Origin of the sequence: Leifsonia poae (assembly GCF_027921845.1) — a bacterium.
GTDB classification, from domain to species: Bacteria; Actinomycetota; Actinomycetes; order Actinomycetales; family Microbacteriaceae; genus Leifsonia; species Leifsonia poae.
In genome coordinates, this window is the sequence record NZ_BSEN01000005.1 from 21,466 (window position 1) to 42,328 (window position 20,863).

The following is a 20,863-nucleotide window of genomic DNA, read 5'->3' on the forward strand; positions in this document are numbered from 1 at the left end:
ATTCAGTCCTTGGTTGTGGTGGCGACGGTGTACACGGTGTCGCCCTCTTCCGGTTGCGGATCGTCGGGGTCGAGCACGTCCTCCGGATCGGACGGCTCGAGCCGCTCGGGCAGGTCGCCCTTCTGACGTCCTGGCATGCGACCCGCCGGCACGATCGCCAGCAGCGAGATGCCGGCGAGTGCGAGCAGCGAGATCTTCAGGGCGGTGAGCCGCGCATCCGAGTTCACGATGACCGCGGCGTCGATCTGCGCGTCCGTCGCGTCGGTCTTCGCGGCGAGCGTGTCCTTCAGTTGCGAGTTGGTGATGAAGTTGGTGTTGTCGAGGTTCACCTGCGACACGAGCGACGGCGGGATGTCCGGGTGATCGGCGACGGCCGAAGCGACCAGGCCGCCGAGCACACCCACCGCGAAGACGCTCGCCACCGCGATCCCGACGCTGCCGGAGAGGTTGTGCACGAGCCCACGCCACGCTCCCACATCTCCGGCGAGCTTCTTCGGCGCCGCCGACAGCAGCGTATTGAACACCAGGGCGACGATCGAGCCCTGGCCGAGGCCGAGCACGATGAGCCCGATGATCACCACGATCTGCTCCCACTCGTTGTGAACGGCGAACGCGAGGATGGTCAGCCCGAGTGCGACGACGACGAAACCGGACCGCGCCAGCACGCGCGGTGGGAACCGCTGGTACAGGCTCGCCACGAACGTGCTCGCCACGAAGATCGACAACGTGTACGGGATGACCGCGATCGAGGTCTCGAAGCTCGTGCGCCCCTGCACCACCTGGATGTAGAGCGGGATCAGGAAGTTCGCCGCCGTTCCGACGAAGAGCATCGTGCCCATGCAGATGGTCACCGCGCGTTCCGACCCGGTCGCGAGCACGCGCAGGTCGAAGATCCGCGGCTTGCGTCCGGCCTGGCGCCTCCGCAGCCAGACGAAGAAGATCTGGCCGGCGATCAACCCGAGGATGACCAGCACGGGTGCCGGGGACAACCCCAGGATGTTGAACGGGGCCCCGTCGGTCGCCAGCACCAGGCCCCAGGGCTCCAGACCGCTGAACCCGAAGCTCAACAGAATGATCGCGACGGCGGCGATCACCGCTCCCGTCCAGTCGATGACGAGATCACGCTGTGCGGCGATCGGCGCGAAGCGGAAGCTGAGGAGCAGGTTGACCACGGCCAGGGCGACGATCAGCCAGAACGACCAGCGCCAGCCGATGGTCGAGGCGAAGGTGCCGGCGATGAGCAGAGCGAGCACACCGGCAGCCGGGATCGCCGCGGCGAGCAGGCCGATCGCCTGCGCCTGCTGCCGGCCGTGGTAGTTGGTCGCGATGAAGACGGTGAGCGCCGGCGCGATCAAGGCGATTACGGCACCGGAGGCGGCCTGGGCCACGAAGAGCATCACCGGTGAGACGCTGAGCGCCACAGCGGCCATCGCGATGCCGTGGATCACGATCGCGATCTGGAACACGCGCCTGGTGCCGAACCGGGCGCCGAGCTTGGCGCCGAGCAGGATGAAGGCCGCCATCGCGAAGGTGCTGGCGGTGATGGCGGTGCCCACCGACGTCGCCGGCGTATCGAGATCGGAGGTGATCCCGGCCATCGACACCGTGAGCGAGTTCACGGCGAACGAGGTCTGGATCTGGCTGAGCACCACGACGATGAGCGGGAGCCAGGATGTTCGTGCGATCGTCTGCTGAGGAACGGATGCTGCTGGGGAACTCATGGGCCGGCCTCCCTCTTCCGGTGACCGCTTCGCGTCCCCCGGACTGTTCTGTTGTCCCCCGCGCGGAGGTGATTCTCATTGTGGCGTGGAGGGGCCGGTCTTGTCACGGCAACATCCGGATGCCAGCGCTAATGCAAGTCGGCGACCGTCTTCGCGACCCGGCGCTGCCGCGTCTCGTCCGTCTTCGCGGCGTCGATCGCCATCACCAGCCGGCGCTTGTTGCTGTAGGAGAGGGCGTCGAACGCGGAGCGGGCATCCGGGGCCGCGTTCAGCGCCTCGGCGAGATCCGCCGGCACCTCCACCTCGCGGGGAGCGTCATCGAGCTCGAGGTCCACGTCGAGCTCGTCGCCCGCGGCCACGCCGGCTCCCGCCCGCACCTCGGCGCTCAATCCGAGGAGGTACCGCCCGCCCATCCAGGCGATGCTGCTGCGGTACTGGTAGCCGTTGACCGTCACCAGCACTGGGGGTCGCCGACCCGCGCCCAGTTCGTCGACCACCGTTCCGGGGATCTCGATCCCCGTCGCGGTCTTGCCGTGCTGCTCGAGGGTCGCGTGCACGCGCATCGTCACTCCTCCCCGAAACCGCTCTCGACCAGGGTCGCGAGCGCATCCACCGCTGCGACTCCCTGGGCGTCATCCGTCGCGATCTCCGCGGTCTTGCCCGCGGTCAGCCCCAGCGACATGATGCCCAGCAGGCTCTTCGCGTCCTTGCCGTTGACGGTGACCTTGGTGTCGAAGGTGTTCGCCAGCTTGACGAACTCGGCGGCGGGCCGGGCGTGGAGGCCGTCGCGGTTGCGGAGGACGACCTCGCGCACGTACCGGCCGGATGCCGCGGATCCGTCGGCGGGAGTCGCCGGATCCGACGGAGCTGTCGGAGCCTCTGGGGCCTCCGCCGCCGGTTCGGGGGCGGCGCTGCCGGCCTGCTCCCATGACGTGCGAGCGTCCTCCGCGGCGCGGACCACCGTGCCGAGGTCTCCCCCGCTCTCGGCGGCCACGGCTGCCGCGATGCCGCCCTCGATGAAGGGGACGTCGACCACCGCGACCAGCGCCTTGCGCTCGTCCGGGAGCATGTCGAGTGCCGTCTCGGCGGTCAGCAGGGCCGATCCGAGGTCGCTGATCACGACCACGCCGGCACCCTGGTCAGCGGACTCGATGCCGTCGTTCACCTTGACGAAGCTCGTGCCGATCCCGTCGTCGTCGGTGCCGCCCGCAGCGACCAGCCGCACCGACGGCGCCATCTGCCCGGCGAGGGAGACGACACCGTCGGCGATCCGGCTGCTGTGGGAGACGAAGACGATCCCGACCCGCTCACTCACCGGCGGCCTCCGCGGTGTCCGCTGCTGCTCGCAGGAGCAGCGCGGTCGACTGAGCGCCGGGATCGCGATGACCGATCGCGCGGTCACCGAGATAGCTCGCCCGGCCCTTGTGCGCGACGAGCGGCTCCGTGGCGACGGCGCCCGCCTCGGCCGCGTCGGCCGCCTCGCGCAGGATGTCGGCGGGTGAAGCGCCGTCCTCCTGCGCGGCAGCGGCCGCATCGACCGCCGGCGTCCACGCGTCGATCATGGTCTTGTCGCCGGTCGCAGCCTTGCCGCGCGAGACGATCCCGTCACGCGCGGCGGTGAGCATCGCGACGAGAGCCGTCGCGTCGATCTCCGACGCATCGCCGAGGGGTTCGGCCGCCTTCAGGAACGCCGTCCCGTACAACGGGCCCGACGCTCCCCCGACCGTCGAGATCAGCGTCATCGCGATCGACCGGAGCGCCGCGTTCGGCGTCGCCCCATCGGGCAGAGACCCGAGAGCAGTGACGACGGCGCGCAGGCCGCGGTCCATGTTCTCGCCGTGATCGCCGTCGCCGATCTCGCGGTCGAGGGTGTTGAGGTCGTGCTTGTTCTCATCGATGACGGCGGCTGCCGCCGTCATCCAAGCCGTGACCCACGTCGTGTCCAGCGTCATCCGCCGTCCTTTCTTCCGATCTTCTCGATCTGTTCGGTTCGAACCGAGCGCTCAGACGCCCCAGCGGAGCGCCGCGGTGTTGACGGGCGCATCCCAGAGGTCCGTCAGTTCGTCGTCGAGCTTGAGCACCGAGATGGATGCCCCCTGCATCTCGAGCGACGTCACCAGGCTCCCCACCAGCGAGCGGCTGAGGGTGATCCCCCGGTCGTCGAGGATCTGGGCGGCGCGGCGGAACACGATGTAGAGCTCCGAAAGCGGAGTGCCGCCCATGCCGTTGACGAAGAGCAGCACCGAATCGCCGGAGGAGAACGGCAGGTCGTCGAGCACGGCGGCCATCATCCGGTCGGTCAGGGCATCGGCCGGTTCCAGCTTGATGCGCTCGCGCCCGGGCTCGCCGTGGATGCCGACACCGAACTCGACCTCGTCATCGGCCAGGTCGAAGCCGGGCTCCCCGGCGTGCGGAACGGTGCCCGCTGCAAGGGCGACTCCGATCGAGCGCACGTTCGCGTTCACCTTCTCGGCGATGGCGGTGACGCCGTCGAGGTCGTCTCCGCGTTCAGCGGCCGCCCCGGCGATCTTCTCGACGAGCACGGTGCCCGCGACGCCGCGACGGCCGGCGGTGTAGAGCGAGTCCTGCACGGCGACATCGTCGTTCGTCACGACGGCCCTCACCGTGATCCCCTCCGCACCGACCAGGTCGGCCGCCGTCTCGAAGTTGAGCACGTCGCCGGTGTAGTTCTTCACGATGTGCAGAACGCCGGCTCCGCCGTCGACGGCCTTGGTGGCCTCGACGATCGGCATCGGCGTCGGTGAGGTGAACACCTCGCCGGGGACCGCTGCATCGAGCATCCCCCTGCCGACGAATCCGGCGTGGAGCGGCTCGTGGCCGCTGCCGCCGCCGCTGACCAGACCGACCTTGCCCTGCACGGGGGCATCAGCCCTCGCGACGAAGCGCGGGTCGTGGGACACCGTGATGATGTCACCGTGAGCTCGGGCGAATCCGTCGAGGGACTCGTCCACGACGTCGGGTACGCCGTTGATGAGCTTCTTCATCGAAACCCTTCCTTCCACTGCTGTCAGTGCGTCGCCGCAATCCAGTGGTCGAGCTTCGCGGCCGCAGCCCCGGAGTCGATCGCTTCGGCTGCGATCGCCATTTGCGAACGGAACCGGTCCAGGATGCTCTCCTGAACCCTCGACGGGTCGGACGCGAGCTCGTATGCTACGAGCCCTGCCGCCGCGTTGAGCAACACGATGTCGCGCACGGGGCCCTCTTCGCCCGCGAGCACGGCACGTACGACGCTCGCATTGTATGCGGCGTCCTTTCCGAGCAGGTCCGCCATCTTCGCGCGCGGGATCCCCAGATCGCGCGGGTCGATGTCGTGCTCGGTCACCAGGCCGCGCGACACCTCCCAGACATGGCTGTGACCGGTGGTCGAGAGTTCGTCGAGCCCGTCGTCGCCGCGGAAGACCAGCGCCGTCGCACCGCGCGTCTGGAACACGCCGACGAACAGGGGGACGCGGTCGAGTGTCGCGACGCCGACCGCCGACGCCTCGGGGCGTGCGGGGTTGCAGAGCGGGCCGAGGTAGTTGAAGACCGTCGGCACGCCGAGCTGGGCGCGTACCGGCCCGGCGTTGGCGAATCCGGGATGGAAAGCGGACGCGAACGCGAAGGTGATCCCCGCCGTGGTCAGCACTTCGGCGACCTTCTCCGGGGGAAGCGTGAGATCGATGCCGAGAGCGGCCAGCACATCCGAGGAACCGGATGACGAGCTCGCCGCCCGGTTGCCGTGCTTGATGACCGGGACGCCGGCCGCCGCCGCGACGATGGCGGCCGTGGTCGAGACGTTCACCGTGCCGAAGCGGTCGCCGCCCGTGCCGACGATGTCGAGCGCCATCGGGTCGACCGGCAGAGGCACGGCGTGGTCGAGGATCGCGTCACGGAAGCCGACGATCTCGTCGACGGTCTCGCCTTTGGCGCGCAGTGCGATGAGGAATGCGGCGAGCTGCGCCTCCGTGGCGTCACCCGACATCACCTGGTCCATGGCCCACGCAGCGTCGGCGACGCTCAGATCTTCGCCGGCGAGCAACGCGGTGAGCACGGACGACCAGGACTGCAATTCCGTCATAAGGCGATCCTAGTGACCGCGCGACCAGCTGTGGCGAGCGGAGTGTACCGCCGAACTTAGGTGACCCTTACCAGAAAACGGGCACATTCCGGCCTGTCGGATGAGAAAACCACGGCTTCTTTTCAGCCATAATGGAAAGCGTGACGAGCACCTCAATATCTCCTACGGCGAGTGCGCCCTCAATCAACCGGCCCAACGTGGTGGCCGTCGGCACCATTGTCTGGCTGGGCAGTGAGGTCATGTTCTTCGCGGGTCTCTTCGCGATCTACTTCACCCTCCGCTCCACCTCGCCCGATCTCTGGGCCGCCGAGACAGCGCACCTCAACGTCCCCTACTCCCTGACGAACACGATCATCCTGGTGTCGAGTTCGTTCACCTGCCAGTTCGGCGTCTTCGCCGCCGAACGGCTGCAGCCGCGTGCGACCGGCTGGAGCCCTGCCAAATGGGGAATGGTCGAGTGGTTCACGCTCACCTACGCGCTGGGCGCCATCTTCGTCGCCGGCCAGATCCTCGAGTACGCGACGCTCGTCTCCGAGGGGATCGCCCTGGACTCGAACGCCTACGGTTCGGCGTTCTACCTCACCACCGGGTTCCACGGCCTCCACGTCACCGGCGGCCTCATCGCCTTTCTTCTCGTCATCGGCCGCGCCTTCGCGGTCAAGACCTTCGGCCACAAAGAGGCGACGAGCGCGATCGTCGTCTCGTACTACTGGCACTTCGTCGACGTCGTCTGGATCGGGCTCTTCCTGGTCATCTACGTTCTCAAATAGGAATCAGGAGCAGACCTCTACACCATGCGCGCGAATAACCGCACCTCGACGAAGACCGCCCGGAAGGGCGGCCGGCGTCACCCCCTCGCCACGGTCGCCCTGATCGCGATCGGCCTCGGCCTCACCGGCGGAGCCTACGCGGCGTTCAACACCTCGACGGCATCCGCCGAGCCGCAGGCGGCCGCCGCCTCGCAGCAGTCGGTCGACGAGGGCAAGAAGCTGTTCCAGTCGAACTGCGCCACCTGCCACGGGCTCAACGCCCAGGGGACGACCAACGCTCCGAGCCTCATCGGCGTCGGCGCGGCTGCTGTCGACTTCCAGGTCGGCACCGGCCGCATGCCCATGCAGATGCAGGGACCGCAAGCCCCCGAGAAGCCGGTGCAGTTCACCGACGAGCAGGTCAAGGCGCTGTCCGCCTATGTGGCGTCGCTCGCCCCCGGGCCGTCGGTCCCTGAGCAGAAGTACCTCGACGGAAAGGGCGACGCCGCCAACGGCGCCGAGCTCTTCCGCGTCAACTGCGCGATGTGCCACAACGTGGCCGGCGCCGGTGGTGCTCTGACCGAGGGCAAGTACGCTCCGCCGCTGACCAATGTCACCGCCGCGCACATCTACGAGGCCATGGTCACCGGCCCGCAGAACATGCCGGTCTTCAACGACCTGAACATCACGCCTCAGGGCAAGGCCGACATCATCACGTACCTCAAGTACATCCAGAACAACCCGTCCCCCGGCGGATTCGAGCTCGGCTCGCTCGGCCCGGTGGCCGAGGGTCTCTTCCTCTGGATCTTCGGTCTCGGTGCCATCGTCGCGCTGACCGTGTGGATCACGGCGAAGTCGAACTAGGTGCTTGCGGAAATGTCACAGCGTATGAAGGAGAACAATGGCACAGGACGATAACAGCGGTCACGAGCTGACCACTGCCAGCTCGTCAGCCGTCGACGTCCACCGGACGGGCGATCCCGGAACGGCGGTGATCATCCGCGACGAGGTCGAGAACCCCGGGTTCCCGCCGCACCGTCCGCGCGTCACCGATCTCGACCCGAAGAAGGAACGCCGGGCCGAGCGCACGGTCTACACGCTGTTCTACCTCTCGATCGTCGGCAGCGTCTGGGCGGTCGCCGCCTACATGGCCTTCCCGATCAACGACAACGACCCCGGCTCCGTGCGTCTGAACAACCTGTTCATCGGCATCGGGATCGCGCTCGCGCTGCTGGCCATCGGCATCGGCGCCGTGCACTGGGGCAAGTCCCTCATGCACGAGAAGGAAGGCGTCGACCTCCGCCACCCCGTCCGCGGCCGCGAAGCGACCACGGAACGTGCGGTGGAGATCTTCCGCCAGGCCGACGAGGAGTCCGGCTTCAACCGCCGCACCCTGGTGCGCAACAGCCTGATCGGCGCGCTCATCGCGTTCCCGCTCCCCGCCGTCGTGCTGTTCCGCGGACTCGCGCCGCAGAACCAGGACCCGGTCGAGCTGCTCTCCCAGACCATGTGGGCCAAGGGCGTCCGTCTCACGAAGGACCCGTCCGGAGTCCCCATCAAAGCGTCCGATGTGACGCTCGGTTCCGCCTTCCACGTGATCCCCGAGGGGCTCAACGAGAAGGAGGACCGACTCGAGCAGAAGGCCAAGGCGGCCGTCCTGCTCATGCGCCTCAAGCCCGAAGATCTCCATATCTCCAAGGGCCGTGAGAGCTGGAGTTACGACGGCATCGTCGCGTACTCCAAGATCTGCACGCACGTCGGCTGCCCCGTGGCGCTGTACGAGCAGCAGACTCACCACCTGCTGTGCCCCTGCCACCAGTCGCAGTTCGACATCACGCACGAGGCCGAGGTCATCTTCGGCCCGGCCAAGCGCCCGTTGCCGCAGCTGCCCATCATGGTGGATGCCGATGGTTACCTGGTCGCACGCAGCGACTTCACCGAGCCTGTCGGCCCGAGCTTCTGGGAGCGTCATTGAGTACCACCACCGCCGCACCTGCCGCGGCAACGACCGAGGTCGCGAAGGGCGGATTCACCGCCGCCGCCGCGAACTACCTCGAAGACCGCACCAGCATCTCGGGCGCCGTCAAGGAGTTCGGGCGCAAGATCTTCCCCGACCACTGGTCGTTCCTGCTCGGTGAGGTCGCCCTCTACAGCTTCGTCGTCATCCTGCTGTCGGGAACGTTCCTGACGTTCTTCTTCCAGGCCTCGATGGCCGAAGTCGTCTACCACGGCTCGTACGTGCCCCTGAAGGGCGTCGAGATGTCGGCCGCGATGTCGAGCACGCTCAACATCTCGTTCGAGATCCGCGGCGGCCTCCTGATGCGCCAGATCCACCACTGGGCGGCTCTGCTGTTCGTGGCCGCGATCGGCCTGCACATGCTCCGCATCTTCTTCACGGGTGCGTTCCGCAAGCCGCGTGAGCTCAACTGGGTGATCGGCTTCGTGCTGTTCATCCTGGCGATGGCCGAGGGCTTCACGGGATACTCGCTTCCCGACGACCTGCTCTCGGGCAACGGCCTGCGCATCATCGACGGTCTGATCAAGGGTCTTCCCGTGGTCGGCACCTGGATCTCGTTCCTGCTCTTCGGCGGCGAGTTCCCCGGTACGGCGATCGTCGGACGCCTCTACACGTTGCACATCCTGCTCCTGCCGGCGTTGGTGGTCGCATTCATCGCGCTGCACCTGATGTTCGTGGTCATCCACAAGCACACCCAGTACGCGGCCCCGGGCCGGACGCAGGGCAACGTCGTCGGCTACCCGGTCCTCCCCGTGTATGCGGCGAAGGCCGGCGGGTTCTTCTTCATCGTGTTCGGTGTCATCGCGCTCATGGCGTCGTTCTTCACCATCAACCCGATCTGGAACTACGGTCCGTACGACCCATCACCGGTCTCGGCAGGAACGCAGCCGGACTGGTACATCGGCTTCGCCGACGGCGCGTTGCGTCTCGTGCCACCGGGCTGGGAGTTCGTCTGGCTGGACCGCACCTGGTCGTTCAACATCATCGTCCCGGTCGTGATCCTCGGACTGTTCATCGTCACCGTGATGATCTATCCGTTCGTCGAAGCCTGGGTCACCGGTGACAAGCGCGAGCACCACATCCTGGACCGTCCCCGCAACGCGTCGACGCGGACCGCGATCGGTGCAGCCGGTGTCACGTTCTACGCGGTCTTCTGGGCCGCTGCGAGCTCCGACATCATCGCGACGCACTTCAAGCTGACGATGGAAGGCGTGATCCACGCGCTCCAGGCTCTGCTGTTCGTCGGCCCGATCATCGCCTACGTCGTCACGAAGCGCGTATGCCTGGCGCTGCAGAAGAAGGACCGCAGCATCGCGCTCCACGGCTACGAGTCCGGTCGTATCGTCAAGCTGCCCGGTGGCGAGTTCATCGAGGTGCACGAGCCGCTCGACGAGTACGAGCGCTGGCGCCTGATCAGCTTCGAGACCTACCAGCCGCTCATGATCCGCCCGAACAGCCGCGGCAAGATCACGGCGGGCAACCGTTTCCGAGCCGGGATGTCGCGCTGGTTCTTCGAGGACCGCATCATCCCCCCGAGCAAGGGCGAACTCGAGTCCGGCCACGGCCACCACTGATCGAGTCCACCACGGTGAAAGCGCCGGCTGCGAGTTCTCGCGCCGGCGCTTTCGCGTATCCGCCGACTCGTCGGCGCTCCCCCGCCTGAAGGGCCCTGGATGAACATCGAATCGCTCGCGTCCTGGCTCCGCTGCCCCGCCTGTCTCAGACTCCTCGAGCCGATCGACGCGCTCACCCTCGGCTGCGACACCGGCCATCGGTACGACGTCAACAAGCGTGGCTTCGTGAACCTCGTCTCCGGCGGCACGAAGTTGATCGGCGACAGCGCCGCCATGCTGGATGCCCGCGACCGTGTGCTCGAGAGCGGCCTCTACTCCCCCATCACCGACGCTGTGCGCTCCGCCACTGCGGAGATCGGGGGCACGAGCATCCTCGACGCCGGCGCGGGCACCGGTCACTATCTCCGCGCCGCGCTGGAATCGTCCGCGGACGCGCGCGGGCTCGCCATGGACCTCTCCGCCCAGGCGGTGTCACGCGCCGTCCGCTCGTCGCCCCGCATCGACGGGCTGGTCGCCGACACCTGGCGCCCTCTGCCCGTCCGAGACGCCGTCTGCGAGGTCATCCTGGACGTCTTCGCCCCACGCAACCTGCCCGAGTTCCACCGCGCTCTCGCGCCCGGTGGGAGCCTCCTGGTGGTCGTTCCGCTGCCGGAGCATCTGGCCGAGCTTCAGGGCGACGCAGGGATGCTCGCGGTGCCCGCCGACAAGAGCGCGGAGATCGCCGACGCGGCGCGGCCGCTGTTCGAGCTGCGCAGCCGGCGCGCCATCCACGCGACGATCGCTCTCACGCAGGCCGTGGCGGAGTCACTCGTCGGAATGGGCCCGTCGGCGCACCACACGCGTTCCCACGGCGTGACTCTCCCGTCGGAGGCGACCCTGGCCGTCGAGCTGCTCCACTTCTCACGCGCCTGACGCTCCCCCGCAATCGAGTCCGAACTCGTTTCGTCGACACGCCGAGCGAAGAACGCAAGAACCTCGGACTCGATTGCGGGCGGGGTACGGCGAGCACACGAGAAAGCGCCGCATCCCGGAGGATGCGGCGCTTTCGTCGAGAGTCGTGCGTGGTGGGCCTAGCGGGCGAAGTACCCGCGGTAGTACTCGTAGGTCCAGCCGACGAGGCAGATCAGCGTGAAGGCCACGCCGATGTAGCAGATCCAGAAGCCGACGGCGAGGCCGAGCATCACCAGGCCGGCGCCGAACGCCAGCGCGACCGGCCACCAGCTCCACGGGCTGAAGTGCCCGAGCTCCGGGTCGCCGTCGTCGACGTTGGCGTCGAGGCGGTCCTCCGGCAGCTCACCGCCCTGCGATGCGTGGGAACGACCGACGTAGAAGGCGATGAACGCCGCCAGGATGAAGCTGAGCAGCAGCCCGACGGTGCCGACCCACTCGACCTTCTGGTGCATCGGGTCGAGGAGGCTCCACAGCGTGTAGACGATCGCCGACAGCAGGAAGAAGATCGAGAGGATCCAGAAGAGGATTGCATTGGCTCTCATGGGTTACTTGACCTCGCTCGTCTCGGCGTCGACTGTGGGCGCATCCGGGGCGTCTTTGGCCGGGCCGATCCCGATCGGGATGCCCGCCTCGGGGTGGTTCAGGTCGAAGGCCGGGGACTCGCTGCGGATACGCGGGATCGACGTGAAGTTGTGGCGCGGCGGCGGGCAGCTCGTGGCCCACTCGAGCGAGCGGCCGTAGCCCCACGGGTCGTTGACCGTGACCTTGGGCGCATTGCGCGCCGTGAGGTACACGTTCACGAAGAACGGGATCATCGAGATCGCCAGGATGCCGGCACCGATCGACGACAGCTGGTTCATCCAGGTGAAGCCGTCAGTCGGCAGATAGGTCGCGTACCGTCGCGGCATGCCGATGACGCCGAGCCAGTGCTGCACCAGGAAGGTGGTGTGGAAGCCGATGAACAGCAGCCAGAAGTGCCACTTGCCGAGGCGGTCGTTCAGCATCTTGCCCGTCCACTTGGGCCACCAGAAGTAGAAGCCGGCGAACATCGCGAACACGACGGTGCCGAACACGACGTAGTGGAAGTGGGCGACGACGAAGTACGTGTCGGACACGTGGAAGTCGAGCGGCGGCGACGCCAGGATGACACCGGTCAGACCACCGAAGGTGAAGGTGATCAGGAAGCCGATCGACCAGAGCATCGGGGACTCGAACGAGAGCGAGCCTCGCCACATCGTTCCGATCCAGTTGAAGATCTTCACACCGGTCGGTACCGCGATGAGCATCGTCATGAGCGAGAACCAGGGCAGCAGCACCGAGCCGGTGACGTACATGTGGTGAGCCCACACGGTCACGGACAGGGCGGCGATCGCGATCGTCGCGTAGATCAGCGTCTTGTATCCGAAGATCGGCTTGCGGCTGAACACCGGGAAGATCTCGGACACGATGCCGAAGAACGGCAGCGCGATGATGTACACCTCCGGATGCCCGAAGAACCAGAACAGGTGCTGCCAGAGCAGCGCTCCACCGTTCGCGGGATCGTAGATGTGGGCGTCGAACACGCGGTCGGCGGCGAGGGCGAACAGCGCGGCGGCGAGCACCGGGAAGGCCATCAGCACGAGGATCGAGGTGACGAGAGCGTTCCAGGTGAAGATCGGCATCCGGAACATGGTCATGCCGGGAGCGCGCATCGTGATGATGGTCGTGATGAAGTTGACGGCACCGAGGATCGTTCCGAAACCGGAGAGGCCGAGGCCGACGACCCAGAGGTTGCCTCCGATCCCTGGCGAGAACGTCGTACTCGAGAGCGGCGCGTACGCGAACCAGCCGAACGAGGCGGCACCCTGCGGGGTGAGGAAGCCGGCGACCGCGATCAGCGAGCCGAAGGAGTAGAACCAGTAGGCCAGCGCGTTCAGTCGCGGGAACGCGACGTCAGGCGCACCGATCTGCAACGGCATGAGCACGTTCACGAACCCGGCGAACAGCGGCGTCGCGAACATCAGCAGCATGATCGTGCCGTGCATCGTGAACAGCTGGTTGTACTGCTCCTTGGTCTGCACCACCTGCAGTCCCGGCTCGAAGAGCTGGGCGCGGATGATGAGTGCCATCACACCGCCGATGAGGAAGTAGATGAACGACGAGATCAGGTACATGTACCCGATGGTCTTGTGGTCCGTCGACGTGATGTAGTTGACGAGGATGTTGCCCTTGCGCTCGATCGAGCTACCGCCGAGAGGCGCTGGCGCCTTCGGAGCGGAAGCGGTCGTCGACGTCGGGGCCGGTGCTGTAGTCGTCATTCGTGGCTGCCCTACTCGTTACCCTTGGGTGCGCCCGTACCGGGCAGATTCTGATTGCGGTCGTACTCGGAACCGAGTTGACCCTCGAATCCCTGGTCGCGCAGGCTCTGGATGTGGTCGTCGTACGCCGACTGGGACACGATCTTCACGTTGAAGAGCATCGCAGAGTGGTACTCGCCGCAGAGCTCGGCGCACTTTCCGACGAACGTGCCGGTGCGGCCCGTCGTGGAGAAGTACATGTAGTTGGTCTTGCCCGGGATGATGTCTTTCTTGTAGAGCATCGCGGGGACCCAGAAGGAGTGGATCACGTCGCGCGAGTCGAGCTGGATCGTGATCGTCTTGTTCTCCGGCAGGTACAGGGTGGGGATCTCGCCCTCCTGCACGGATCCGGGGGTGGCGCTCGCGTCGTCGGGCTGCGCCTGGATTCCCGGGTCGTAGACGTTGTCGGTGACGTAGTTGAAGTCCCACGCCCACTGCTTGGCGTAGACCTGGATCTTGAGGTCGGGGTCGGCGTACGGCTTCTCGATGGCGTTCTGGTCACGCGCCGTGAAGGCGAAGAAACCGAGCACCAGGATGAGCGGCACGATCGTGTAGAAGATCTCGATCGGCATGTTGTAGCGCAGCTGCACCGGGAGGCCGGTCTGGCCCGTGCGGCGGCGGTAGACGATGACCGCCCAGATGATGAGGCCCCAGACGATGACACCGACGACCAGCAGAACGATCCAGCTGGTGACCCACAGGCCGGAGATGCGCTCGGTGTGGTTCGTGACGGGCTGCTCGCCCGCGACGAAGCCGGGCAGGAATCCGTTCAGCTGCGCCTGCGTGCACCCCGCAAGGACGATTGCGAGTGTCGCTGCGATCGGAATAGCAGCCCATCGGAGACGGCGATTGTGACGCACCGGTGACCTTTCGAATGACTCATGGACAGTTCACATTCAACTGTATTTGACCGTTACCACCCTACTCCGCCACACGCGCCGGAATGAACAGAAAGGACCGCCCGAGTGGGCGGTCCTTTCTGGTTTTTTGTGCTATATGACGCGGCGGAACCGGCTCAGTGGAAGGAGTCTCCGCAGGCGCAGCTGCCCGTCGCGTTGGGGTTGTCGATGGTGAAACCCTGCTTCTGGATCGTGTCCTCGAAGTCGATGGTGGCGCCGTCGAGGTACGGCACGCTCATCTTGTCGACGATGACCTCGACGCCCTCGAAGTCGACCGTCGCGTCGCCGTCGAGCATGCGCTCGTCGAAGTACAGCTGGTAGATCAGGCCGGAGCAGCCACCGGGCTGGACGGCGACGCGCAGACGCAGGTCGTCACGGCCCTCCTGCTCGAGCAGGCTCCTGACTTTGCCGGCTGCGGTGTCGGTCAGTCCGACCCCGTGGGCCTTGGTCGCGGTCAGCGTTGTGTCGGTCATGGCACTCCTCACACGGATGCGGTAGGGACTTCGGTGGAAATCTGGGACGATTCTACGTCGGAAAACTTCGAACGCAGTGTGATCATTCCGATCGTGCGTCGAGTCGCGCGAGCAGGAGGGCCTCAGCGAGGATCGCCCGCTTGAACACTCCGAGGTGCAGCGACTCGTTCGGGCTGTGCGCACGCGTGTCCGGGTCCTCGACGCCGGTCACCAGGATCTGCGCCTCCGGGAACTCCCGCACGAGGTCGGCGATGAACGGGATCGAGCCGCCGATGCCGGTCTCGACCGCCTGCTTGCCCCAGGCATCCGTCATGGCCCTCTTCGCCTCGGTGGCGGCCCACCCGGTGGTGTCGACGAGGAAGGGGTCGCCGGTGTCGACGTCGTCGATCGCGATGTGCGCGCCGAAGGGCGCGTTCGCCCGCAGGTGGCGCTCGAGCGCGGCGTACGCGTCGGTCGCGCGCTGGCCAGGGGCGATCCGCGCGCTGATGCGCACCGCGACGCTGGGCAGCAGGGTGTTCGACGCATTGGCGACGCTCGGGGCGTCGATGCCGGTGACGGTGATGGTCGGCTTCGACCACATCCGCGCCAGGATGGGGCCCGTGCCGATCGGCGTCACCCCGTCGAGCAGGGCGGCCTCCTCGCGGAACTGCTCCTCCGACAGAGCGGGCGGCTCGGTCGCGTCGTCGCGCTCGGTCAGACCGTCGACGGCCACCGACCCGTTCTCGTCGTGCAGGGTGGCGAGCAGCCGGACCATGGCGAGCATCGCATCCGGAGCCGCTCCTCCGTACATACCGGAGTGCGAAGCATGGGCGAGCGTGGAGACGGTCAGCCGGAAGGTCACGTTTCCGCGCAGCGAGACGGTGAGGGCCGGCGTCTCGGTGTCGACGTTGTCGGAGTCGGCCACGATGATGACGTCGGCCGCGAGCGCCTCCTTGTTCTGCTTGAGGAAGTTCGCGAAGGAGCGGGAGCCGAACTCCTCCTCCCCCTCGATGAAGACGGCGAGACCGAGATCGAAGTCCTCGCCGAGCCCGTCGACGAGGGCGCGAACGCTCGCCACGTGCGCCATCACGCCCGCCTTGTCGTCTGCGGCGCCGCGGCCGTACAGGCGGTCTCCGCGCACGGTCGGCTCGAACGGAGGCGTGTCCCAGTTCGCGTCGTCACCCTGAGGCTGCACGTCGTGGTGCGCGTAGAGGAGGACCGTCGGGCGGCCGTTCTTCGCGGCGCGGGTGGCGAGCACGGCCGGCTGGCCCAGCTCGCCCCCATCGGCGATCGGCGCCTGCCGGATCGCGACGCTGTCGAACGCCCCTGTCGCCTCCAGGAGACCGGCGACGGCGGTGGCGCTGGCGGCGACATGCTTCGGATCGAAGGCCGACCACGAGACCGACGGGATGCGCACCAGCGTGGCGAGGTCGGCGATGGTCGACGGCATCCCCTGCTCGACGACGGAGCGCACGCGCTCCTCTGCTGCTGTGGGTTCGGTGGAGGGCGTCTGCTGATCGTTCGTCATGACGGTAATCTTAAGTGGACCCCACAATCGAAGGCTGACCGTTGGCAAAACGACAGAACGACCACGTGACCGAGGCTGCACAGCCCATCGCGGAGACCCCAGAAGAGACGGCAGAGCGCCTGCGCCAGGGCAAGGGCGCCCCGACGCCGACCCGCCGCGAGCAGGAGGCGGCCCGCAAGCGCCCCCTCGTGCCGGAGGACCGCAAGGAAGCGGCCAGGATGGCCCGCGCCAAGACCTCCGAGGCCCGCGAGAAGGCCCGCGTCGGCATGGCCGCCGGTGACGACCGCTACCTCACGGCGCGCGACCGCGGACCGCAGCGGCGTTTCGTGCGCGACTACGTCGACGCGCGCTTCAACATCGGCGAGTTCCTCATCCCCGTGATGCTGCTCGTGATCGTGCTCTCGTTCCTGCCCGGATACTTCCAGGTCTACGGCCTGCTCGCGCTCTGGGCGTTCTTCGCCATCGCGGTGATCGACTGCATCGTGCTCGGCTTCGTCGTGCGCCGTCGCCTCACCGCCAAGTTCGGCGAGTCCAAGGTCGAGAAGGGTGTGCGGTGGTACGCCGCCATGCGCGCCCTGCAGCTCCGCGTCATCCGCCTGCCCAAGCCGCAGGTCAAGCGCGGCCAGTTCCCCAGCTGACCGTGACGATCGTCGCAGCGGCCGACGGCTCCGCTCTGGGCAATCCCGGCCCCGCCGGATGGGCGTGGTACGTCGACGATGAGCGCTGGGCGGCCGGAGGCTGGCCGCACGGCACCAACAACCAGGGCGAGCTGATGGCTGTCGTCGACCTGCTCGAGTCGACGGCGCACCTCGACGAAGACCTCCGCATCCTCTGCGACAGCCAGTACGTGATCAACGCGGTCACCAAGTGGATGCCCGGCTGGAAGCGCAAGGGCTGGCGCAAGGCCGACGGTGCCCCCGTGCTCAACCGGGAGCTCCTCGAGCGCCTCGATCGCGCGACTCAGGGGCGTCGCTACACCTTCGAATGGGTCAAGGGCCACGCCGGTCACGAGCTCAACGAGGCCGCCGACGTGCGTGCGCGGGGCGTCGCCACTGCCTATCAGAACGGCGACCCCATCCCGATCGGACCGGGGTGGCCCGACGGCCGCACCCGTGCCGACGGACTGACCGGCGAGGTCCTCGAGCCTGCCGTGGTCCCGGCATCCGGATCGGACGCCGGCACGGCAGCGGTCGCACAGACCGTCGAACTCGATCTCTTCGGCGACGATCTCGTCACCGACGAGTCCGATACCGACGTGGTCGCGCGGCTCGAGCGCGAACTGCTCGACCCGGCCGTGCGCGCCGACTCGTCGCGGGTCGCCGCCCTGTTGCATCCGGACTTCGAGGAGATCGGCCGCTCCGGGCGCCTCTGGGGACGCGATGCGACGGTGCAGGCTCTGGCGGCCGAGGACTCGGAGGCCGTCGACTTCTTCGAGCTCCTCGGCACCGAACGCCTCACCTCCGAGACGATCCTGCTGACCGCGCGCACCGCCGACTCGCGGGGAAGCACGCTGCGCAGCTCGCTCTGGATGCGTGCCAACAGCCGGTGGCGCCTGCGCTTCCACCAGGGGACGCCGGAAGCCGAATAGCGAGCCGCCGCGGCAGCGCCGCGACAGCGCCCAGGGTCGTGGCAGCGCCCAGCGTCGCGTCAGCGCGCCGAGACGAGCCCGCGGTTGATCTGGCGCGCCCAGAGCGGGCCGCGGTAGAGGAACGCCGTGTAGCCCTGCACCAGGGTGGCTCCCGCATCCAGCCGCGCCTGCACGTCGGCGGCGGTCTCGACCCCGCCGACGGAGATCACGCAGAGGTCGGCCGGCACCTGCGACCGGATGAGCCGCAGAACCTCCAGCGACCGGGCCGCGAGCGGGGCGCCGGAGAGACCGCCGGCGCCGGCCGCAGCGACGACGGCCTGATCGGTGCTCAATCCCTCGCGCGAGATCGTCGTGTTGGTCGCGATGATGCCGGCGAGGTCGAGTTCGACGACGAGCTCGGCGATCTTCTGCACCTGGTCGTCGGTGAGATCGGGCGCGATCTTCACCAGCAGCGGAACCGGCCCGGCGACCCCCTTCACCGCGGTGAGCAGCGGGGCGAGCAGGTCGAGCTCCTGAAGGCCGCGGAGACCCGGCGTGTTCGGCGAGCTCACGTTGACGACCAGGTAGTCGGCGAACGGCGCGAGCACGCGCGCGCTCGCCAGGTAGTCGTCGGTCGCGTCGTCGACGGCCACCACGCGGCTCTTGCCGATGTTGACGCCGAGCACGGGGCGATGGGTCTTCGCCGACACGCGAGCGAGCCGGCCGGCCGCCAGACGCGCGCCGTGGTTGTTGAAGCCCATCCGGTTGATGACGGCACGATCCGGGATCAGGCGGAACAGTCGCGGCTTGTCGTTGCCCGGCTGAGCGATCGCGGTGAGGGTTCCGACCTCCACATGGCCGAATCCGAGCTGGCCGAGGCCGATCACCGCTTCGCCGTCTTTGTCGAAACCGGCCGCGACGCCGAACGGCGAATCGAAGCGCAGGCCGAGCGCGTCGACCGCGAGCGACGGGTCAGGACGCGTGAAACGTCGGACGAGCCGCCCCAATCCGAGGATCGGGAGCGCCTTGATCACGACGAACGCGAGATGGTGCGCGCGCTCCGGGTCGAGCTTCGACAGGACGAGGGTGAAGAGTGTGCGATACATGCCGGTGCAACATTACCGGCACGGCCGGGCCGATGACGGCCTCAGGCAGGTCTCATGCCTGCGCGTCGACCGGTTCTCCGTGGTGCTCGACCCGCAACTGCTGGATGGCCTCTTCGAAGTCATCGAGCGAGTCGAAGCCCTGGTAGACGCTCGCGAAGCGGAGGAAGGCCACTTCGTCGAGGTCGCGCAACGGAGGCAGGATCGCCAGGCCGATGTCGTTCGCCTCGATCTGCGATGCACCCGTCGACCGGATGGTCTCCTCCACCTTCTGCGCCAGCACGGCGAGGTCGGAGTCCGTCACCGGACGGCCCTGGCAGGCCTTGCGCACGCCCAGCACGATCTTCTCGCGGCTGAACGGCTCCGCCACGCCGCTGCGCTTGATCACGCTGAGGCTGGCGGTCTCGGTGGTGCTGAAGCGGCGACCGCACTCGGGGCACTGGCGCCGACGCCGGATCGAGAGTCCGTCGTCGCTCGTGCGCGAGTCGATGACACGGGAATCCGGGTGGCGGCAGAAGGGGCAGAACATGGTGCGTTCATTCTATCGGGTTCGCGCGCCCCGTCCGGGGGAGGCGGTTCAGTGCGGGAAGCGCGCCGTCACGGCCTCACCGTGCGCCGGCAGGTCTTCCGCCGTCGACAGGGCGACGATCCGCTCAGCGACCTCGCCGAGCGCCGCCCGGTCGTAGCGGATGACCTGCTGGGGGCGCAGGAATGAGTACGCGCCGAGGCCGGGCGAGAAACGCGCCTGACCGCCCGTCGGCAGCACGTGGTTCGAGCCCGCGAGATAGTCGCCGAGACTCACGGGAGAGTGCGGGCCGATAAAGATGGCGCCGGCGTTCTGGATGTGCGCCAGCACGGCATCCGGATCGGCGGTCTGCAGTTCGAGGTGCTCGGGACCGTAGGCGTTGCTGAACGCGGCGGCCGCAGGGAGGTCGTCGACCAGCACGATCGCGGACTGCTGGCCCGCCAGCGCCGTGCGCACCCGCTCGGCGTGCTTGGTGGCTCCGGCGAGCCGATCCAGCTCTGCGGTGACGCGCGCCGCGAGCTCGGGGCTGTCGGTGACGAGCAGGGAGGCGGCGGCCTCATCGTGTTCCGCCTGGCTCACCAGGTCGGCGGCGACGTATCCCGCGTCCGCCGCGGCGTCGGCGATGACCAGGATCTCCGTGGTACCGGCCTCCGAGTCGATCCCGGCCTGACCACGCACGACGCGCTTCGCGGCGGCGACGTAGATGTTGCCCGGCCCGGTGATCACCTGCACCGGCTCGAGGCCGATGTCATCGACGCCCCAGGCGAGCGCGCCGATCGCGCCGGCACCGCCCATGGCGTAGACCTCGTCGATCCCGAGCAGCCCTGCGGCGCCCAGGATGACGGGGTGCACCGCTCCCCCGAACGCGCGCTGCGGCGGGCTCGCGAGGGCGACGGATGCGACCCCTGCCACCTGCGCCGGCACCGCGTTCATCACGACGCTCGAGGGGTACACGGCCTTGCCGCCCGGCACGTACAGGCCGGCCCGCTCGACCGGCTGCCAGCGCTGCACGATCGTCGCTCCGGGACCGATGCGGGTCTCGGCGGCGGGAGGCACCTGCGCAGCGGTCGCCTCACGGACGCGGACGATGGCTTCTTCTAGGGCCGCGCGCACCTCGGCGGGAAGGTTCTCGACGGCGGCCGCGATCTCGGCCGCCGGCACCCGCACGCTCGCCGGAGCGCCGCCGTCGAATTGTTCGGCCTGCTCGGCCAGCGCCTGCGCGCCCCGTTCCCGCACATCGTCGATCAGCCGACGGGCGACGGTCACGGCCGCCTCGACGTCCACGACGGGTCGCGGCACCAGACGGGCGAAGGCGGCGCGGGTAGGCTGGATTCCGCGGAGATCAATGGTCTGCATCATGGC

The 20,863-nt window shown here is 67.9% G+C and carries 21 protein-coding genes; 7 read left to right on the forward strand and 14 right to left on the reverse strand.

What is annotated here, in order from left to right; translation table 11 throughout:
- Positions 1–2: 2 nt before the first annotated feature.
- The 6 genes from PKE84_RS06065 to trpD all read right to left on the reverse strand — a co-directional run bounded on the left by PKE84_RS06065 (position 3) and on the right by trpD (position 5,799).
- Positions 3–1,721, reverse strand: coding sequence for an MFS transporter (locus PKE84_RS06065; protein WP_271176330.1), 1,719 nt, complete (start codon positions 1,719–1,721; stop codon positions 3–5).
- Between the two features lie 128 nt (positions 1,722–1,849).
- Positions 1,850–2,284 (reverse strand): YdeI/OmpD-associated family protein, encoded by a 435-nt coding sequence (locus PKE84_RS06070; protein ID WP_271176331.1) that lies wholly within the window; start codon positions 2,282–2,284, stop codon positions 1,850–1,852.
- Positions 2,285–2,286: 2 nt separating this feature from the next.
- A complete protein-coding gene (gene dhaM, locus PKE84_RS06075) occupies positions 2,287–3,036 on the reverse strand; it encodes a dihydroxyacetone kinase phosphoryl donor subunit DhaM (RefSeq protein ID WP_271176332.1) in 750 nt (249 codons plus the stop codon).
- A complete protein-coding gene (gene dhaL, locus PKE84_RS06080; RefSeq protein ID WP_271176333.1) occupies positions 3,029–3,673 on the reverse strand; it encodes a dihydroxyacetone kinase subunit DhaL in 645 nt (214 codons plus the stop codon). The genes dhaM and dhaL overlap by 8 nt, the downstream gene beginning before the upstream one ends.
- Before the next feature lie 51 nt (positions 3,674–3,724).
- The gene (gene dhaK / locus PKE84_RS06085; RefSeq protein ID WP_271176334.1) at positions 3,725–4,726 is read right to left on the reverse strand and encodes a dihydroxyacetone kinase subunit DhaK; all 1,002 of its coding nucleotides are present in this window, start codon (positions 4,724–4,726) and stop codon (positions 3,725–3,727) included.
- A gap of 23 nt (positions 4,727–4,749) precedes the next feature.
- The gene (trpD, locus tag PKE84_RS06090) at positions 4,750–5,799 is read right to left on the reverse strand and encodes an anthranilate phosphoribosyltransferase (RefSeq protein ID WP_271176335.1); all 1,050 of its coding nucleotides are present in this window, start codon (positions 5,797–5,799) and stop codon (positions 4,750–4,752) included.
- 131 nt (positions 5,800–5,930) lie between these two features.
- Between trpD and ctaE the strand changes: the two genes are divergently transcribed.
- From ctaE to PKE84_RS06115, 5 genes are all read left to right on the forward strand, one after another.
- Positions 5,931–6,569: an aa3-type cytochrome oxidase subunit III gene (gene ctaE / locus PKE84_RS06095; protein WP_271176336.1), complete on the forward strand. Its 639-nt coding sequence runs from the start codon at positions 5,931–5,933 to the stop codon at positions 6,567–6,569.
- 24 nt (positions 6,570–6,593) lie between these two features.
- Entirely contained in the window at positions 6,594–7,412 is an 819-nt protein-coding gene (gene qcrC / locus PKE84_RS06100; RefSeq protein ID WP_271176337.1) for a cytochrome bc1 complex diheme cytochrome c subunit, read from the forward strand.
- Between the two features lie 37 nt (positions 7,413–7,449).
- Positions 7,450–8,523, forward strand: coding sequence for a cytochrome bc1 complex Rieske iron-sulfur subunit (gene qcrA, locus PKE84_RS06105; protein ID WP_271176338.1), 1,074 nt, complete (start codon positions 7,450–7,452; stop codon positions 8,521–8,523).
- Entirely contained in the window at positions 8,520–10,139 is a 1,620-nt protein-coding gene (gene qcrB, locus PKE84_RS06110; RefSeq protein WP_271176339.1) for a cytochrome bc1 complex cytochrome b subunit, read from the forward strand. Before qcrA ends, qcrB begins: the two co-directional genes overlap by 4 nt.
- Positions 10,140–10,238: 99 nt before the next feature.
- Positions 10,239–11,051: a methyltransferase domain-containing protein gene (locus PKE84_RS06115; protein ID WP_271176340.1), complete on the forward strand. Its 813-nt coding sequence runs from the start codon at positions 10,239–10,241 to the stop codon at positions 11,049–11,051.
- 158 nt (positions 11,052–11,209) lie between these two features.
- On the opposite strand, the gene PKE84_RS06120 is transcribed toward PKE84_RS06115, so the two are convergent.
- From PKE84_RS06120 to PKE84_RS06140, 5 genes are all read right to left on the reverse strand, one after another.
- Complete coding sequence (locus tag PKE84_RS06120; RefSeq protein WP_271176341.1) at positions 11,210–11,632, reverse strand: cytochrome c oxidase subunit 4; 423 nt, start codon at positions 11,630–11,632, stop codon at positions 11,210–11,212.
- A gap of 3 nt (positions 11,633–11,635) precedes the next feature.
- Complete coding sequence (gene ctaD, locus PKE84_RS06125; protein WP_271176342.1) at positions 11,636–13,387, reverse strand: aa3-type cytochrome oxidase subunit I; 1,752 nt, start codon at positions 13,385–13,387, stop codon at positions 11,636–11,638.
- An 11-nt stretch (positions 13,388–13,398) separates the two neighbouring features.
- A complete protein-coding gene (gene ctaC, locus PKE84_RS06130) occupies positions 13,399–14,286 on the reverse strand; it encodes an aa3-type cytochrome oxidase subunit II (protein ID WP_271176343.1) in 888 nt (295 codons plus the stop codon).
- Positions 14,287–14,441: 155 nt separating this feature from the next.
- The gene (erpA, locus tag PKE84_RS06135) at positions 14,442–14,798 is read right to left on the reverse strand and encodes an iron-sulfur cluster insertion protein ErpA (protein WP_271176344.1); all 357 of its coding nucleotides are present in this window, start codon (positions 14,796–14,798) and stop codon (positions 14,442–14,444) included.
- A gap of 82 nt (positions 14,799–14,880) precedes the next feature.
- Positions 14,881–16,305 carry a dipeptidase gene (locus PKE84_RS06140; RefSeq protein ID WP_271176345.1) on the reverse strand — a complete coding sequence of 475 codons (1,425 nt, stop codon included), beginning with the start codon at positions 16,303–16,305 and terminating at the stop codon, positions 14,881–14,883.
- A gap of 41 nt (positions 16,306–16,346) precedes the next feature.
- Between PKE84_RS06140 and PKE84_RS06145 the strand changes: the two genes are divergently transcribed.
- Together PKE84_RS06145 and PKE84_RS06150 are read left to right on the forward strand one after the other, a co-directional pair.
- Positions 16,347–16,943 carry a DUF3043 domain-containing protein gene (locus tag PKE84_RS06145; protein ID WP_271176346.1) on the forward strand — a complete coding sequence of 199 codons (597 nt, stop codon included), beginning with the start codon at positions 16,347–16,349 and terminating at the stop codon, positions 16,941–16,943.
- Positions 16,944–16,945: 2 nt separating this feature from the next.
- Positions 16,946–17,893, forward strand: a complete 948-nt coding sequence (locus tag PKE84_RS06150; RefSeq protein WP_271176347.1) for a ribonuclease HI family protein — start codon at positions 16,946–16,948, stop codon at positions 17,891–17,893.
- Between the two features lie 59 nt (positions 17,894–17,952).
- Here PKE84_RS06150 and PKE84_RS06155 read toward each other — a convergent pair whose 3' ends face one another.
- Genes PKE84_RS06155 through hisD form a run of 3 tightly spaced genes read right to left on the reverse strand, consistent with a single transcriptional unit; the run spans position 17,953 to position 20,860 of the window.
- Positions 17,953–18,978, reverse strand: coding sequence for a quinone-dependent dihydroorotate dehydrogenase (locus PKE84_RS06155; RefSeq protein ID WP_271176348.1), 1,026 nt, complete (start codon positions 18,976–18,978; stop codon positions 17,953–17,955).
- A 52-nt stretch (positions 18,979–19,030) separates the two neighbouring features.
- A complete protein-coding gene (nrdR, locus tag PKE84_RS06160; protein ID WP_271176349.1) occupies positions 19,031–19,504 on the reverse strand; it encodes a transcriptional regulator NrdR in 474 nt (157 codons plus the stop codon).
- 48 nt (positions 19,505–19,552) lie between these two features.
- Positions 19,553–20,860 carry a histidinol dehydrogenase gene (hisD, locus tag PKE84_RS06165; protein WP_271176350.1) on the reverse strand — a complete coding sequence of 436 codons (1,308 nt, stop codon included), beginning with the start codon at positions 20,858–20,860 and terminating at the stop codon, positions 19,553–19,555.
- Positions 20,861–20,863 lie beyond the last annotated feature (3 nt).

What these genes read in the sequence shown, in the direction of transcription:
- PKE84_RS06065 (WP_271176330.1), bottom strand. Translation starts at nt 1,721, where the DNA reads ATGAGTTCCCCAGCAGCATCCGTTCCTCAGCAGACGATCGCACGAACA.
- PKE84_RS06070 (WP_271176331.1), bottom strand. Translation starts at nt 2,284, where the DNA reads ATGCGCGTGCACGCGACCCTCGAGCAGCACGGCAAGACCGCGACGGGG.
- dhaL (WP_271176333.1), bottom strand. Translation starts at nt 3,673, where the DNA reads ATGACGCTGGACACGACGTGGGTCACGGCTTGGATGACGGCGGCAGCC.
- dhaK (WP_271176334.1), bottom strand. Translation starts at nt 4,726, where the DNA reads ATGAAGAAGCTCATCAACGGCGTACCCGACGTCGTGGACGAGTCCCTC.
- trpD (WP_271176335.1), bottom strand. Translation starts at nt 5,799, where the DNA reads ATGACGGAATTGCAGTCCTGGTCGTCCGTGCTCACCGCGTTGCTCGCC.
- ctaE (WP_271176336.1), top strand. Translation starts at nt 5,931, where the DNA reads ATGGAAAGCGTGACGAGCACCTCAATATCTCCTACGGCGAGTGCGCCC.
- qcrC (WP_271176337.1), top strand. Translation starts at nt 6,594, where the DNA reads ATGCGCGCGAATAACCGCACCTCGACGAAGACCGCCCGGAAGGGCGGC.
- qcrA (WP_271176338.1), top strand. Translation starts at nt 7,450, where the DNA reads ATGGCACAGGACGATAACAGCGGTCACGAGCTGACCACTGCCAGCTCG.
- PKE84_RS06115 (WP_271176340.1), top strand. Translation starts at nt 10,239, where the DNA reads ATGAACATCGAATCGCTCGCGTCCTGGCTCCGCTGCCCCGCCTGTCTC.
- PKE84_RS06120 (WP_271176341.1), bottom strand. Translation starts at nt 11,632, where the DNA reads ATGAGAGCCAATGCAATCCTCTTCTGGATCCTCTCGATCTTCTTCCTG.
- ctaD (WP_271176342.1), bottom strand. Translation starts at nt 13,387, where the DNA reads ATGACGACTACAGCACCGGCCCCGACGTCGACGACCGCTTCCGCTCCG.
- erpA (WP_271176344.1), bottom strand. Translation starts at nt 14,798, where the DNA reads ATGACCGACACAACGCTGACCGCGACCAAGGCCCACGGGGTCGGACTG.
- PKE84_RS06140 (WP_271176345.1), bottom strand. Translation starts at nt 16,305, where the DNA reads ATGACGAACGATCAGCAGACGCCCTCCACCGAACCCACAGCAGCAGAG.
- PKE84_RS06155 (WP_271176348.1), bottom strand. Translation starts at nt 18,978, where the DNA reads ATGTATCGCACACTCTTCACCCTCGTCCTGTCGAAGCTCGACCCGGAG.
- nrdR (WP_271176349.1), bottom strand. Translation starts at nt 19,504, where the DNA reads ATGTTCTGCCCCTTCTGCCGCCACCCGGATTCCCGTGTCATCGACTCG.
- hisD (WP_271176350.1), bottom strand. Translation starts at nt 20,860, where the DNA reads ATGATGCAGACCATTGATCTCCGCGGAATCCAGCCTACCCGCGCCGCC.